We start from the raw sequence: 13,895 nt of genomic DNA on the forward strand, positions 1-13,895 counted from the left end.
TTGCTTTAAATCATTGAGTTTTTGACTAAAATCACCATGGTTTTTTAGACTAAGAAATAAATTTAGCGGCAAAATAGAAGACAGAAAATTAAGAAATGGATTAATCTAATGTCTTTTAAGAATGATTTTTGAGAGGGTGTAACTTTTGTTTTTTAGATTATGTTGAATAAAATTAAAAATAGCTTTTTATGTAAATGCCTTCAGGTGTTACTAGTCGGCTATTTTTTAATCAGCAGTTTAAACATCTCGAATGGCGTAAGCCGAATCATCAATGCTAATGCCGAAACATACACTGTTAAAGGGATTACTTGTAATTTCCTGAAAAAAATCTTCAAATGTGACGGAATTCCAGAAGAACTGGATGACTATAAAACAAAAGAAACCAAAACTGCCAAATTAGGAAAAGGAATTCCTTTAATGGAATATTTGGTTTCATCAGAATCATTGATGCCTAACTTCTATTTCTTAATAGAATCTGAAGGGAAAAAATATATTGATAATACAATCTTCTCATTTGGTTTTCACGGTAAAATAGATATACCGCCTCCTCGGGTGAACTCATAAATACTTGTTTTTTAAGGATTAGGATGAAAATCTTGATCTTAAGTGCGGTTTTTGCCGTATATTTATTCTATGTAATAATCTTGTATTTATATCTAAATTCATGACACCATTTAAACGATTTTACAATTTATTGCAGCTAGATAAACGTGATGTATATCAAATTATCTTCTATGCTGCATTTGCAGGTTTAGTAAACCTGTCTCTGCCTTTAGGAATTCAGGCAATTATTAATTTTATTCAAAGCGGACAACTTAGTGTTTCTTGGATTGTTCTTGTGATCCTGGTTACAGTTGGAGTTGGTTTTGGCGGTATCCTGACGATTCTGCAACTTCGTATTGTAGAAAACCTACAACAGCGAATTTTTGTACGTTCTTCTTTCGAATTTGCGTACAGAATGCCTTTAATCAAATTTAAAGAAATGTACTCTGAGTACGCTCCAGAAAAAGCCAATCGTTTCTTCGATACTTTAATGGTTCAGAAAGGAACAGCAAAATTGCTTCTTGATTTCTGTACAGCATTCCTTCAGGTTGGTCTGGGAATTATTTTATTAGTGCTTTACCATTCTTTCTTTATGGTAATCGGACTTCTATTTATTGTGATTTTATATGTCATTTTTAAATTTTCGTACAAAGACGGTTTAGAAACGAGTCTTAACGAATCGAAATTTAAATATAAAGTGGCGGCTTGGCTTCAGGAAATTGCGCGCAATCGCGAAAGTTTCCGTAGAAAAGGTGCTTTTGAGTATGCTTTGGACAGAAATGACAAATATGTAAGCAACTATGTAAATTACCGTGAAAAACACTTTCAGGTAATGAAGAAACAATATATTCAGCTGACTATTTTTAAAGTAATTGTTACTGCTGCCTTATTATCGATCGGTGGTTTTCTGGTAATTCACCACCAAATGAACATAGGGCAGTTCGTAGCAGCTGAAATCGTAATCGTATTATTAATCAACTCGGTAGAAAAAATCATCTTCGGATTAGAATCTTTCTACGATGTATTGACTTCTGTTGAAAAAATTGGACAGGTTACAGATATGGAAATTTCATGTATTCCACAAACTTCAGATAAAACGGAGAAAGGAATCAATATTGAAACAGAAAGTATCAATTACAATTATCCAGAACACAACAAAAAGTCGCTTAAGAACATTAATCTGAAAATTTCTCAGGGAGAAAAAATCATCCTTACAGGAACAAACGGAGCAGGAAAAAGTACTTTGTTACGATTACTGTCTGGCGTTTTAGAACCAGAAACCGGCGCTATGTATGTGACTGATAATTACATGAACCGCCTTACCGAAGATACTTATAGAGCACAAGCAGGAACTTATCTGCAAGGCGATACTTTGTTTGCAGGAACAATTAGAGAAAATATTGTTTTTGGAAATGAAGAACTAAATAGCGATGATTTAAAATGGGCTTTAGATAATGTAGGACTTACACCATACATTAAAACTTTCGCGAATGGATTAGAAAATCAAATTCATCCCGGAGGTCGTGAACTTTCTGCTTCTGATGTTCAAAAAATTCTTTTGGCAAGAAGTATTGTGGGTAAACCAAATATCTTATTCTTAGAAGATCCTGTTGATAAAATGGATGAATTGACTTCGAATAAAATTGTTGATTTTTTACTTTCCGAAGAAAATGACTGGACGGTAATTGTTACTTCTAAAAGCGATATCTGGAAGAGCAAATGCAGTCGTATGATCACAATCGATGACGGAAAAATTATTAACGACATAAAGCTTTAATCATGCTCAATATATCTAAAGATAATAACGTACTTATAACTCCGGGCAAATACAAGTCAATTACAAGTGTGGCCCGAAGACCTCATTATAGAATTTTAAATAAAGTCATAATCGGTTTCTTGATTTTTTGTGTTGGCTGTCTTTTTCTGCCTTGGACACAAAATATCTCTGGAAATGGTTCTGTAACGACTTTAAAACCAGATCAAAGACCTCAAACAGTGCATAATGCTATTGCGGGCCGAATCGAAAAATGGTTTGTAAAAGAAGGTGATTATGTGAAAAAAGGAGATACAATTCTTTTTATTTCTGAGATTAAGGAAGATTACCTAGATCCGAATTTGGTTGACAATACCAAACAACAGGTCGATGCTAAAAAGATGGCAGTAGAATCATACAGTGATAAAGTTGGTTCTCTTGATGTTCAGGCGCAGTCGCTTAATACAGAAAGACAATTGAAATTACAGCAGGCGCAGAATAAAATTCGTCAAGCTCAGCTGAAAATCAAAAGCGACAGTATGGATCTTGTGGCAGTAAGAACACAACTTCGAATTGCAAAAACACAATTTGACCGTTCGACTGCATTGAACAAAGAAGGTTTAAAACCAATGACAGATGTTGAGCAGAAAAGATTGAAACTGCAAGAATCTGAAGCCTATATCATTACACAAGAAAATAAACTGTTAAGCAGCAGAAACGAATTGATTAATGCTAAAGTTGAAATCAACAGAATTACGGCTGAGTATACAGAGAAAATTTCAAAATCTAGAAGTGATAAATTTACAGCTTTAAGCACGCAATACGATACAGAAGCTCAAGTAAACAAACTGGAAAACCAATACACCAATTATAAATTAAGAAACGGGTTGTATTACATTACAGCACCTCAGAGCGGTTATATTAACCGTGCTTTATTGGCAGGTCTTGGAGAAACGATTAAAGAAGGAACTTCTATTGTAAGTATTATGCCTTCTCAATATGATATTGGGGTTGAGACTTATGTAGATCCTATCGATTTGCCACTAGTTCATCGTGGTGCAAAAGTTCGTGTTTGGTTCGATGGTTGGCCTAGAATTGTATTCTCAGGATGGCCTGGATTGTCTTATGGAACTTATGGAGGTAAAGTGGTAGCAATAGAAAACTTTATCAGTCCGAATGGGAAATACAGAATTTTAGTTTCGCCAGATGGAGAAGATCGTCACTGGCCAAAAGAATTGAGTATTGGTGCCGGAGCACAAAGTATTGCTTTGTTAGAAACGGTTTCGGTTTGGTATGAGATTTGGCGAAATCTGAATGGTTTCCCTCCAAATTATTATAATTCAGGAGAAAAAGAAGCAAAAGGAAAGGAGAAAAAATAAAATGAGAAATCTTGTAAAATTGTTTTCTTTCTTATTTCTATTGAGTTTTTCTTCGCTTCAAAGTCAGAACTTTAATCAGGATGAATTGACTTTCAGCGAGTTTTTAGGATATGTGAAAAAATACCATCCACTCGTAAAACAAGCCAATCTTGAAGTGAGTAATGCTCAGGCTAAATTAATGGCAGCCCGAGGCGGATTTGACCCGAAAATTGAAGTAGATTACAGTAAGAAAGAATTTAAAGGAACAGAATATTATTCGTTGTTAAACAGTAGTTTTAAAATTCCGACTTGGTACGGAATTGAAGTAAAAGCTGGTTTTGACGATACAGACGGAGAATATTATAACCCACAAAATCGTACACCACAAGCAGGTTTAGCTTCGCTTGGTTTAAGTGTGGCTTTGGGTCAGGGAATGTTTATCAATCAGCGTATGGCTGATGTGAGAGAAGGAAAACTTCAACTTAAATTGAGTGATGCAGAACGAAAACTAAGAGCGATTGCCGTTTTAGCGAAAGCAAGTGAAGCTTATTTTGAATGGAGAAAAAGCTACAACGAAGCAGAGCTTTATAAAAGCTATTTAGGTTTTGCAAGTACTCGTTTTACGGGAGTTAAAAAATTAATAGAATCTGGTGATTCGCCTGCAATTGATAGTGTTGAAGCTAAAATTACAGTGAGAAACCGTGAACTGAATGTTGAAAACGGAAATCTAAAACTGGCGAAAGCAAAACTAAATCTAGCCAATTATTTATGGATTGAAAATGTTCCAGTTGAATTAGGAGATATAGTAAAACCAGAGCAAAACTTAGGTCAGACGATAGAAGAAACATTGCGAACAGATGCTATGATGGTTGATGTGGAATCGTTAGATTCACATCCTAAAATTCAGTCTTTAGAAACTAAGATGGATATTTTGGAAGTCAACCGTCAGTTAAAAGCCAATTCGTTACTTCCAAAAGTTAATGTTGGTTATAATTATATTTCAGATCCAAATTACTGGAATACATTTAATGCAGACGATTATAAGTTTAATATTGATTTTAGCTTTCCAATTTTCTTAAGAAAGGAAAGAGGAAATTTAAAAATGGCTAAAATTAAAATTCAGGATTTACAGTTTGATATCGGACAACAACGATTAGAACTTAAAAATAAAATTAAAGCACAGCAGACTGAAATTGCTTCTTTGAGAAAACAAAAAATGGTAATCGATAATCTAGTAAAAGATTATATGACAATGCTGAATTCAGAAGAAAAACTATTTTCATTCGGAGAAAGTTCCATTTTCTTAATCAACTCAAGAGAAAACAATTTGGTGAGTGCTAAATTATCTCAGATTAGTCTAGAAAACCAGTTTTATCTTTCGAATGCCGAATTGTATAAAATACTGGCAAACCCAGATTGATTTTAAAAAAATATGCATTCTGTACCTGTTTGCATAATATTTAATTTTCAGCGTTTATTTTTTTTTTAAGCTTCAGATTTTTTCTGAAGCTTTTTTATTTACAGAAAAATCGAACTTCTTTTTTAAATTTGAAAAAAACTAGAAAATGAAAAAAGCGATTGTCAATGCTGTTGTACATACAGGTGAGGAAATAATTGAAAATGGAGTTGTAATTGTAGAAAACGGAACAATTATTTCGGTACAAAAAGAAGTCCCAAATGATATTGATCAAATTGATTTGGGAGGCAATCATATTTCGGCAGGATTTATCGACATTCAGATTAATGGTGGAGAAAAGTTGTATTTCAGCCAAACGCCAAACGAAGAAACCATTCAAGATATTTATGATGCCAGTATGAAATATGGAACAACACATGTTTTACCTTGTTTGATTTCCTCTTCAAAAGAAACTATTTTAAAAGGAATTGAAGCTATTCGTGATTACAGGAAAAAGCATCAGAATGGTGTAATCGGAATGCATTTAGAAGGGCCGTTTCTGAATCCGTTAAGACGTGGTGCGCACAGTATAGATCAGGTGAGAAAGCCAACAGATGAAGAGCTGGAAGAAATTATTGAAAAAGGAAAAGAGGTTATAAAAGTCATCACCATTGCTCCAGAATGTTTCTCAGAAAAACAATTGGATATGCTGATAGCAAGCGGAATAACCATTTCGATTGGACATTCTACCATAACACACAAAGAAGCGCAGCCTTATTTTGCAAAAGGAATAAATTTGGTAACACATTTGTTTAATGCCATGACGCAATTCGGGCATCGTGAACCAGGTTTGGTTGGAGCCGTTTTTGAAAATGATGAAGTATATGCGCCAGTGATTTTAGATGGCGTTCATTGTGATTACGCCGCTGCAAAAGTCGCTTACAGATTAAAAAGAGAAAAATTCTTCCTTATCAGTGATGCTACATTTCTTGGGCGAAAAGTAGCCAATTTTAACTGGGATAATTTTGATGCACATTTGGTAGATGGTTTTTATAGAAATGAAGACGGGAATCTAGCGGGAGCAACAATATCAATGACAGAAGCGGTACAAAACGCTTATAATCATCTAAATGTTTCGGCAGACGAAGCTATAAAAATGGCGACAACAAGAGTTGCTTCAGCAATTGGTATGCAGGATAAAATTGGAAAAATTAAAACGGGATTTCCTGCAAGCTTTGTTCAATTCAATGCTGATTTAAGTGAAATAGAAACACTCAATCTATCTTAAAGGCTTATTCCGTAGAAATTTTGTTTGGTAGAAATTAAAGAAGATGTTTCTTTATTATGTCCATAGGGTAATGTCATTAAGTTAAGGATTAAATGATGATTTTATTGAAGATTTCTGATTAACGATTTTTAAAGCAAAAAAAACAATTGCTTCCTGCTTTAGCTGGAGGTATGCAAATAGGCATTGAGTGGGCTTTAGCCAAATGGATAAGTTTGGCTAAAGCCCTCATGCTTGATCTACAAAACCTCCAGCTAAAGCTGGAGGCAATTAAAAATCAAACTCACAATCAAAAAATTCTTGACTTAATGACATTGCCCGTAGAGACTGCTGTATTTAGTTAAATGGCAAGGTGATTCTATCATCAAACATTTCGTAGGAATGTATAGCTGTAATCCAAATAATTGTACTACCTATTAGAGATTGGTACGGAATGATTAGAAATCATTAAAAAAGGCTTCAGAGAAATCTGGAGCTTTTTATTTTTACTAGCAATCGATTTAGTAGTCTATTAGTTTTATAGGATAATAAAAGTTTTGATTATTTATACGTTAAAATTGAAAATAACTGTTTAAATTTGCAGCGACCATGAAAAATACTAACCAGAATATGAAGAATTATTATAGCAGCAGTATGATGTGCTCTGATGCTGTAATGCAATTTATTAAACTGGCTTATATATAAAATGATATAATTTATTTGAAAAAGCCTTTCTGTTTGAAAGGTTTTTTTGTTTTTAAATCTTAATTAGAGAATGATTGAATTAAAAAATGTAACCAAAACTTTTCATCAGAAGGACAGAATTGTCCAGGCATTGTCTGATGTTTCGTTAAGAGTTCCTCCAGGAAAAATTTTTGGTGTAATTGGAACTTCTGGTGCTGGAAAAAGTACTTTAATTCGTTGCGTGAATTTATTGGAAAGACCTACTTCGGGAGAAATTATTGTAGATGGTAAAGCTTTAATGCAATTATCAAATTCTGAATTGGCAATAGAAAGAAGACAAATCGGAATGATTTTTCAGCATTTCAATTTACTTTCTTCGAGAACTGTTTTTGATAATGTGGCTTTTCCGTTAGAATTGGCTGGAACTTCAAAAGCTGAAATTAAAACTAGAGTTTTAGAATTATTGCAATTGGTTGGCTTAGCCGAAAAAGCAAATGATTATCCAGCAAGTCTTTCAGGAGGACAGAAACAAAGAGTTGCTATTGCGAGAACTTTGGCCAATAATCCAAAAGTATTGTTGTGTGACGAAGCAACAAGTGCGCTAGATCCAGCTACTACAAGATCTATTCTGAATTTGTTGAAAGACATTAACAAACGTCTCAATATTACTGTTTTATTGATTACACACCAGATGGAAGTTGTAAAATCTATTTGTGATGAAGTGGCCGTAATCAGTCATGGAAAATTGATAGAGCAGGGAAGTGTAGGCGAAATCTTTGCTGATCCAAAACACGAATTGACAAGAGAATTTATTTCTTCTTCATTACATATTGAAGTTCCATCTGTTTATCAGGAAAAATTACAAAAAGAAGATAACGGAAATTTAAATCCGTTATTGAAATTGGAAATGACTGGAAAATCGGTGAACGAGCCTGTTATCTCAGAAGTTTCAAGACTTTTTGATACCGATTTCAAAATTGTAAGTGCACAAATGGATCAGGCGGGCGAAGTTAATTTTGGTGTAATGCTGATTGAACTTTCAGGAAAACGCGAAAATTACAATGCTGCAATTCAATATTTTAATTCAAAACACATTAAAACAGAAATTATAGGTTATGTCTGATTCTCTTATAGATTTATTATTAAAAGGAACATGGGAAACGATCGTGATGACTTTTGTATCGGGCTTTTTTGGTTTTTTAATTGGTCTTCCAACAGGAATTTTACTTTTTCTGACTCGTAAAAATCAAATTTTAGAACAGCCTGTTTTAAATAGAATTTTATCGGTTTTGGTCAATGTTTTTCGTTCTATTCCATTCATTATTTTAATCGTTTGGATGATTCCGTTTACACGTGCTATTGTTGGAACATCGATTGGTGTAAGTGCGGCTTTGGTTCCGTTAAGTATTGGTGCGGCGCCGTTTATTGCTCGTTTGGTTGAAAACAGTTTATTAAGTCTTCCTTCAGGATTAATAGAAGCGGCAAGAGCTTTGGGCGCAACTCCTTTTCAAATCGTGTATAAAGTTTTACTTCCAGAAGCATTGCCTTCTTTAATCAATGCAGCTTCTATTACTTTGATTACTCTTGTTGGATATTCTGCAATGGGTGGAGCCGTTGGAGCAGGCGGATTAGGACAAGTTGGTTATCAATACGGATATATTGGTTATGATGCCGTGACAATGAACTCGGTTTTGGCTTTATTGGTTATTTTGGTATTCATAATTCAGTTTGTGGGAGACAAATTATCAAAACGATTCGATCATAGATAATTATTAATTAAAAATTTAGAATTAAAAATATATGAAATTAAATATTTTAAAAACAGCTGTGGGTTTAACTTTAGCCTTAGTTTTATCAAACTGCGGAAACAAAAAAAATGATGATCCTCATTTTATTAAAGTAGGAGTAGCTTCTGGTCCTGAATTAAAAGTGGCGGAAGCAGCAAAAAAAGTAGCCAAAGAAAAATACGGATTAGAAGTAGAATTGGTTTCTTTCAATGATTATGTTATTCCAAACGAAGCGTTGAGTCAAGGAGATATTGATGCGAATGCTTTTCAGCACAAACCTTATTTAGACGAACAATCTAAACAAAGAGGTTATAAATTAGCGATTATCGGAAAAACATTTGTGTACCCAATTGCAGCCTATTCTAAAAAAATAAAAACACTTGAGGAACTGAAAAATGAGAGCACAATCATTATCCCAAATGATCCGACAAATGGTGGACGTTCTTTGTTGCTTTTGCAGAAAAATGGTTTATTGAAATTGAAAGACGGAGTTGGTCTGCTTCCAAAAGTGACAGACATTGTAAGTAATCCTAAAAATTTAAAAATTTTAGAATTAGAAGCGCCTCAATTGCCTCGTGCTTTAGATGATGAAAATGTTTCTATTGCGATCATCAATAATACATTTGCTTCTGCTGCAGGACTTGTGCCTTCGCGTGATGCTTTGTTTGTAGAAGATAAAGAATCTCCGTACGTGAATTTGGTAGTGAGCCGTGAAGACAATAAAAATGAAGAAAAAGTAAAACAGTTTTTGCAAGCTTTTCAATCTCCTGAAGTAGAGAAAGCGGCAGAACAGGAATTTAAAGGCGGAGCAGTAAAAGGCTGGTAAAATATTTATGAGTTATAAGTTATGAGTTATAAGTTAATTTGAAACTTGAAAACTAAAAAAGACAGATATTTTATCTGTCTTTTTTGTTTTTAATATATGTCTTAAAGTATTGTTTTTCAGATTTTTAATGGTGATTTGTTTTTTAACGGACTAGTAATTTTGTACTGTTAATTTATAAAACAATTATCATGAAAATTTTTGGTTTGACTTTGCTTTTATATGTTAGTTTTTGGGGGATTCCAAATGAAAATAAAAAAGAAATTCCAGAAGTAAGTCCCGAGATGGAACGCTTTAACTTAAAACTGGAAGAAGTAAAAGCTGTAATTTGTAAAAATACAACTTACAATACTAAAATTGCTTTTTTAATTGATATGAGAATCAAATCTGGTAAAAACAGATTTTTTATTTACGATTTAGAAAACAATAAAATTCTCGATCAAGGATTGGTTGCTAACGGTTCTGGTTCTGAAACGAATGTAAGAGGAGAATTAAAATTCAGCAACGAGCCAGAGTCCAAATGTACTTCTTTGGGCAGTTATACAGTTGGTAAATCTTACATTGGCATGTTTGGCAAATCGTATAAATTACACGGTTTGGATGAAACTAATAGTAATGCCCAAAAAAGGGCAATTGTTTTACATTCCTATTCTGCAGTTCCAAATGAAGAACAAGATTATTATATTTCCAACAGTAAAGGTTGTCCAATGGTAAGTGAAGCTTTTTTTAAGAAATTAGAAAAGATTATTGACTCTTCTAAAAGGAAGATTATTCTAAATATTTATTATTAGTGAAAACAAAAAAGCTTTAAAATTTGTAAAACAATGTCTTGATTTTGTAAGGATTACGTTTTTTAGTTGGAGTAAATTTTGGATTCAATTAAAAATAAAAAATCATGAGATCAATTTGGACAGGTTCGGTAAGTTTTGGATTAATTAATATTCCGATAAAAATCTTTTCAGCAGTAGAAGAAAGCAGTCTTGATATGGATATGCTGGACAAAAAAGATCATGCAAATATCAAATTCAAACGGGTCAATGAAAACACGGGAAAAGAAGTTGATTTTGCTAATATCGTAAAAGGTTATAAAATCGATGATAAATATGTAATCCTAGACGATAGCGATTTTGAAGCGGCAGATGCCATAAAAACCAAAACTATCGCTATTGAAAGTTTTGTTCTCGAAAAAGAAATTCAAAGTATTTATTACGAACAACCGTATTATCTAGAACCGGACAAAGGTGCTATGAATGCATATGGTTTACTTCGTGATGCTCTTGAAGCTTCTGGAAAAGTTGGAGTGACAAGATTTGTTCTTAGAAATAAAGAAAGCCTTGCGATTCTAAAACCATACAAAAATGTCATTGTCTTAAACCGAATTCGATTTGAACAGGAAATTAGAAGTACAAGCGAGTTAAAGTTACCGCCTATCTCCAAAAAAGCTACCAAAGAAATGGATATGGCCGAAAAGCTAATCGATCAGCTTACGGAGAAATTTGATATTACTGGTTTTAAAGACGAATACACCGCCAAACTTCTGGATATTATTAAAAAGAAAGCCAAAGGAAAACCTCAAAAAGCGTCTCCAAAATTGAAAGTCGTACACAAACAAAGCGACGATTTGATGGAAATGCTAAAAGCGAGTTTAGAGAACAAATCAAAGAAGAAATCGTCTTAAACTTCGTGTTGTCTTTCTTCCAATTTCAAGATGATTTTTTTAATGTTTGCTCCTTTTGATAAAATAGGTTTCCATAAATCTCCTTTTTTCTCAAAACGTTTCAATACGTTCTGAATCGTAAATTGTGAAGGATGTAATTTTTCGTTGACTTCACTCCATTCTAATGGTGTTGAAACCGTAGCTCCAGGTTTTGGACGAACAGAATAAGGCGCAGCCAAAGTTTGTCCTCTTCGGTTTTGTAGAAAATCAATATACAGTTTGTTTTTTCTTTTTTTGATGCTTCTTTCGATAGAAGTGATATCAGGAATTCTGGAATGGACTTCCTGTGCAATTAATTCACCTAAAATTTTGATAGAATCGTAATCGTATTGCGCTCCAAGCGGAATGTAAATATGTAACCCAGAAGCTCCAGAAGTTTTACATAAACATTCTGTTTCTAACTCGTCTAAAACTTCTTTTACAACCAAAGCTGTTTCTATTACTGGACTAAAGTCGTTACCAGCAGGATCTAAATCGATTACCAGCCAATCCGGATTTTGAATATGTTTTATGGTAGAGTTCCACGGATTCATTTCGATACAACCCAAATTTGCCATATAAAGTAATGTTTCTTTGTCATTACAAATCAGATAATCAATATCTGCGTTATTTGATTCAGAGAAAATTTTCTTGGTTTTAAGCCATTTCGGAACTTTGTCAACGTCAACATCCTTCTGATAAAAACTTGGTGCATCAATTCCATTAGGAAAACGATTCATAGATTCGGGACGATCTTTTAAATAAGGCAAAATCAGTGACGAAACCTCATTGTAGTATTGGACAACATCACCTTTTGTAATTCCATCTTTAGGAAAATAAACCTTGTTTTGATTGGTTAAATGTAATGTCGTTTTTCCAATCTTCAAATCATATTCATTTTCGGTTTTGTGTTCTTTTGAGTGTTTCATTTTGGTTAGATTAGCATTTTCATTGCTATTGTCGTTGCTGTTGATATTGCCATTGTCATTGAAATTGTCATTGCCATTGAAATTGTCATTGCTATTGATATTTCCATTGAAATTGACTTCAGAAGCCTTTTTATCTATTCTCAAACCAAGATAAACGGGATGTCGCAAATGATGGTCCTGTGTCCATTCTGAATATTTAACCTGACAAACTATTTTTGGTTTTACCCACTGAATTTTATCTCGTAACGGCACTTTTTCTTTCACAGGAGATTTCTCTACAAAAAGAGGCTTTAATTGGGTGTGAAGTTCTTGCAAAACCGATTCTGTAAAACCAGTTCCGCATTTACCAATGTATTGTAATTCTTTTCCATTGTATTGCCCTAAAAGAATAGCGCCAAAGTGTTTTCGGGAATTTTTAGGTTCGGTAATGCCGATAATGATGGCTTCTTCTTCATTCGAAATTTTAATTTTCAACCAATTATTGCTGCGATTTCCAACAGTGTACGAACTGTTTGCTTTTTTGGCTATAATGCCTTCACCATTGTTTTTTCGGGCTTTTTCAAATTGTTGAATTCCGTCTCCAACCGTATGTTCTGAATAGAAAACATTGGAAAAAGAATATTTATTGAATAAGATTTTCAAGAGTTCTTTTCTTTCCAGTAAAGACAATTCGGTTAAATCATTTCCGTCGAGATGCAGTAAATCAAAAACATAGTATTTTAGGTTTCCAATTCCGGTTTTAATATAGTTTTGAAGCATCTGAAAATCGGCTCTTCCCGAATCGTTTTCAACCACAACTTCACCATCCAAAATCACAGTGTGATCTATTTTTTTTAATTCGTCAGCAATAGGTTTGAAATTAATATTAAATGAAATTTGATTTCGACTGAATAATTCGATCTCATCTTGATTTAGGATTGAAATGGTACGGTAACCATCATATTTATTTTCAAATACCCATTCGTCATCGTCAAAAGGCTTTTCTATCGTTTTGGCCAGCATGGGTTTCAAGAAAGAAGCTTTTACGATTTTCGGTTTAGATTTTTTTTTTACGTCTTGAGTGTCTTCGTTTTTAGAAGCTATTTTTTCAGCTCTAGCTTCTAATTCTTCCAAAGTTCTTTTAGAAATAACCGATTTATTCTTTTCTAAAATATCTAAATCTGTAATAGCATATTTATCGTCTTTTTTGATTAAAAGCCAGGCGTTTTCTTGTTTCCCGTGAAGCTTTACCAATGAAAATTCTCCTTTGAGTTTCTTTCCTTTTAAAACAAAACTCAAACGTCCTTTCTTTAAATCGGCTACTAATTGTTTTTCTGGCGAATCTGTTTTTTCATCAGAAGTATAGGTTCCGTTATCCCAGACAATCACATTTCCAGCGCCATAATTTCCTTCCGGAATTGTTCCTTCAAAATCTTTATAACTGTACGGATGATCTTCGACCATCATAGCAAGACGTTTTATTTCAGGATCCATAGACGGACCTTTTGGAACAGCCCAGCTTTTGAGAACGCCATTCATTTCTAATCTAAAATCATAATGTAAATGAGAAGCAGCATGTTTCTGAACTACAAAAATTAATGCATCAGCCGATTTTTCAACCTTTCCTTTAGGCTCACGCGTTTGTTTAAAATCTCTTTTCTGATTGTATTTGGAGAGTGACAT

11 protein-coding genes and 1 pseudogene are annotated in these 13,895 nt (G+C 33.5%); 11 read left to right on the forward strand and 1 reads right to left on the reverse strand.

Going from position 1 to position 13,895, the window contains the following annotated elements; genetic code table 11:
• The first annotated feature begins 204 nt into the window (after positions 1 to 204).
• The 11 genes and pseudogenes from VGE71_RS05935 to VGE71_RS05985 all read left to right on the forward strand — a co-directional run.
• Positions 205 to 564 carry a hypothetical protein gene (locus VGE71_RS05935; RefSeq protein ID WP_257698390.1) on the forward strand — a complete coding sequence of 120 codons (360 nt, stop codon included), beginning with the start codon at positions 205 to 207 and terminating at the stop codon, positions 562 to 564.
• Between the two features lie 100 nt (positions 565 to 664).
• Positions 665 to 2,320, forward strand: coding sequence for a peptidase domain-containing ABC transporter (locus VGE71_RS05940; RefSeq protein WP_331137489.1), 1,656 nt, complete (start codon positions 665 to 667; stop codon positions 2,318 to 2,320).
• A gap of 2 nt (positions 2,321 to 2,322) precedes the next feature.
• Positions 2,323 to 3,675, forward strand: a complete 1,353-nt coding sequence (locus VGE71_RS05945) for an HlyD family secretion protein (protein ID WP_331137490.1) — start codon at positions 2,323 to 2,325, stop codon at positions 3,673 to 3,675.
• 1 nt (position 3,676) lies between these two features.
• Positions 3,677 to 5,074 carry a TolC family protein gene (locus VGE71_RS05950; protein ID WP_331137491.1) on the forward strand — a complete coding sequence of 466 codons (1,398 nt, stop codon included), beginning with the start codon at positions 3,677 to 3,679 and terminating at the stop codon, positions 5,072 to 5,074.
• Positions 5,075 to 5,219: 145 nt separating this feature from the next.
• Positions 5,220 to 6,338, forward strand: coding sequence for an N-acetylglucosamine-6-phosphate deacetylase (nagA, locus tag VGE71_RS05955; RefSeq protein ID WP_331137492.1), 1,119 nt, complete (start codon positions 5,220 to 5,222; stop codon positions 6,336 to 6,338).
• Between the two features lie 146 nt (positions 6,339 to 6,484).
• Complete coding sequence (locus VGE71_RS05960) at positions 6,485 to 6,679, forward strand: hypothetical protein (RefSeq protein WP_331137493.1); 195 nt, start codon at positions 6,485 to 6,487, stop codon at positions 6,677 to 6,679.
• A gap of 410 nt (positions 6,680 to 7,089) precedes the next feature.
• On the forward strand, positions 7,090 to 8,121 hold the full coding sequence (metN, locus tag VGE71_RS05965; protein WP_331137494.1) for a methionine ABC transporter ATP-binding protein MetN: 1,032 nt from the start codon (positions 7,090 to 7,092) through the stop codon (positions 8,119 to 8,121).
• Positions 8,114 to 8,767: a methionine ABC transporter permease MetI gene (locus VGE71_RS05970; RefSeq protein ID WP_331137495.1), complete on the forward strand. Its 654-nt coding sequence runs from the start codon at positions 8,114 to 8,116 to the stop codon at positions 8,765 to 8,767. Before metN ends, VGE71_RS05970 begins: the two co-directional genes overlap by 8 nt.
• A gap of 31 nt (positions 8,768 to 8,798) precedes the next feature.
• Positions 8,799 to 9,611, forward strand: coding sequence for a methionine ABC transporter substrate-binding lipoprotein MetQ (gene metQ, locus VGE71_RS05975; protein WP_331137496.1), 813 nt, complete (start codon positions 8,799 to 8,801; stop codon positions 9,609 to 9,611).
• A gap of 188 nt (positions 9,612 to 9,799) precedes the next feature.
• Positions 9,800 to 10,399, forward strand: a complete 600-nt coding sequence (locus VGE71_RS05980; RefSeq protein ID WP_331137497.1) for a murein L,D-transpeptidase catalytic domain-containing protein — start codon at positions 9,800 to 9,802, stop codon at positions 10,397 to 10,399.
• Between the two features lie 104 nt (positions 10,400 to 10,503).
• A pseudogene (locus tag VGE71_RS05985) lies at positions 10,504 to 11,205 on the forward strand (Ku protein); the annotation flags it as partial.
• A gap of 77 nt (positions 11,206 to 11,282) precedes the next feature.
• Here VGE71_RS05985 and ligD read toward each other — a convergent pair.
• Positions 11,283 to 13,895 carry a DNA ligase D gene (ligD, locus tag VGE71_RS05990; RefSeq protein WP_331137499.1) on the reverse strand — a complete coding sequence of 871 codons (2,613 nt, stop codon included), beginning with the start codon at positions 13,893 to 13,895 and terminating at the stop codon, positions 11,283 to 11,285.

Origin of the sequence: Flavobacterium sp., assembly GCF_036405015.1 — a bacterium.
Taxonomy (GTDB): domain Bacteria; phylum Bacteroidota; class Bacteroidia; order Flavobacteriales; family Flavobacteriaceae; genus Flavobacterium.

Coding starts and splice junctions, on each gene's coding strand:
- VGE71_RS05940 (WP_331137489.1), top strand. CDS start 665: ATGACACCATTTAAACGATTTTACAATTTATTGCAGCTAGATAAACGT.
- VGE71_RS05945 (WP_331137490.1), top strand. CDS start 2,323: ATGCTCAATATATCTAAAGATAATAACGTACTTATAACTCCGGGCAAA.
- VGE71_RS05950 (WP_331137491.1), top strand. CDS start 3,677: ATGAGAAATCTTGTAAAATTGTTTTCTTTCTTATTTCTATTGAGTTTT.
- nagA (WP_331137492.1), top strand. CDS start 5,220: ATGAAAAAAGCGATTGTCAATGCTGTTGTACATACAGGTGAGGAAATA.
- metN (WP_331137494.1), top strand. CDS start 7,090: ATGATTGAATTAAAAAATGTAACCAAAACTTTTCATCAGAAGGACAGA.
- VGE71_RS05970 (WP_331137495.1), top strand. CDS start 8,114: ATGTCTGATTCTCTTATAGATTTATTATTAAAAGGAACATGGGAAACG.
- metQ (WP_331137496.1), top strand. CDS start 8,799: ATGAAATTAAATATTTTAAAAACAGCTGTGGGTTTAACTTTAGCCTTA.
- VGE71_RS05980 (WP_331137497.1), top strand. CDS start 9,800: ATGAAAATTTTTGGTTTGACTTTGCTTTTATATGTTAGTTTTTGGGGG.
- ligD (WP_331137499.1), bottom strand. CDS start 13,895: ATGTCACTCTCCAAATACAATCAGAAAAGAGATTTTAAACAAACGCGT.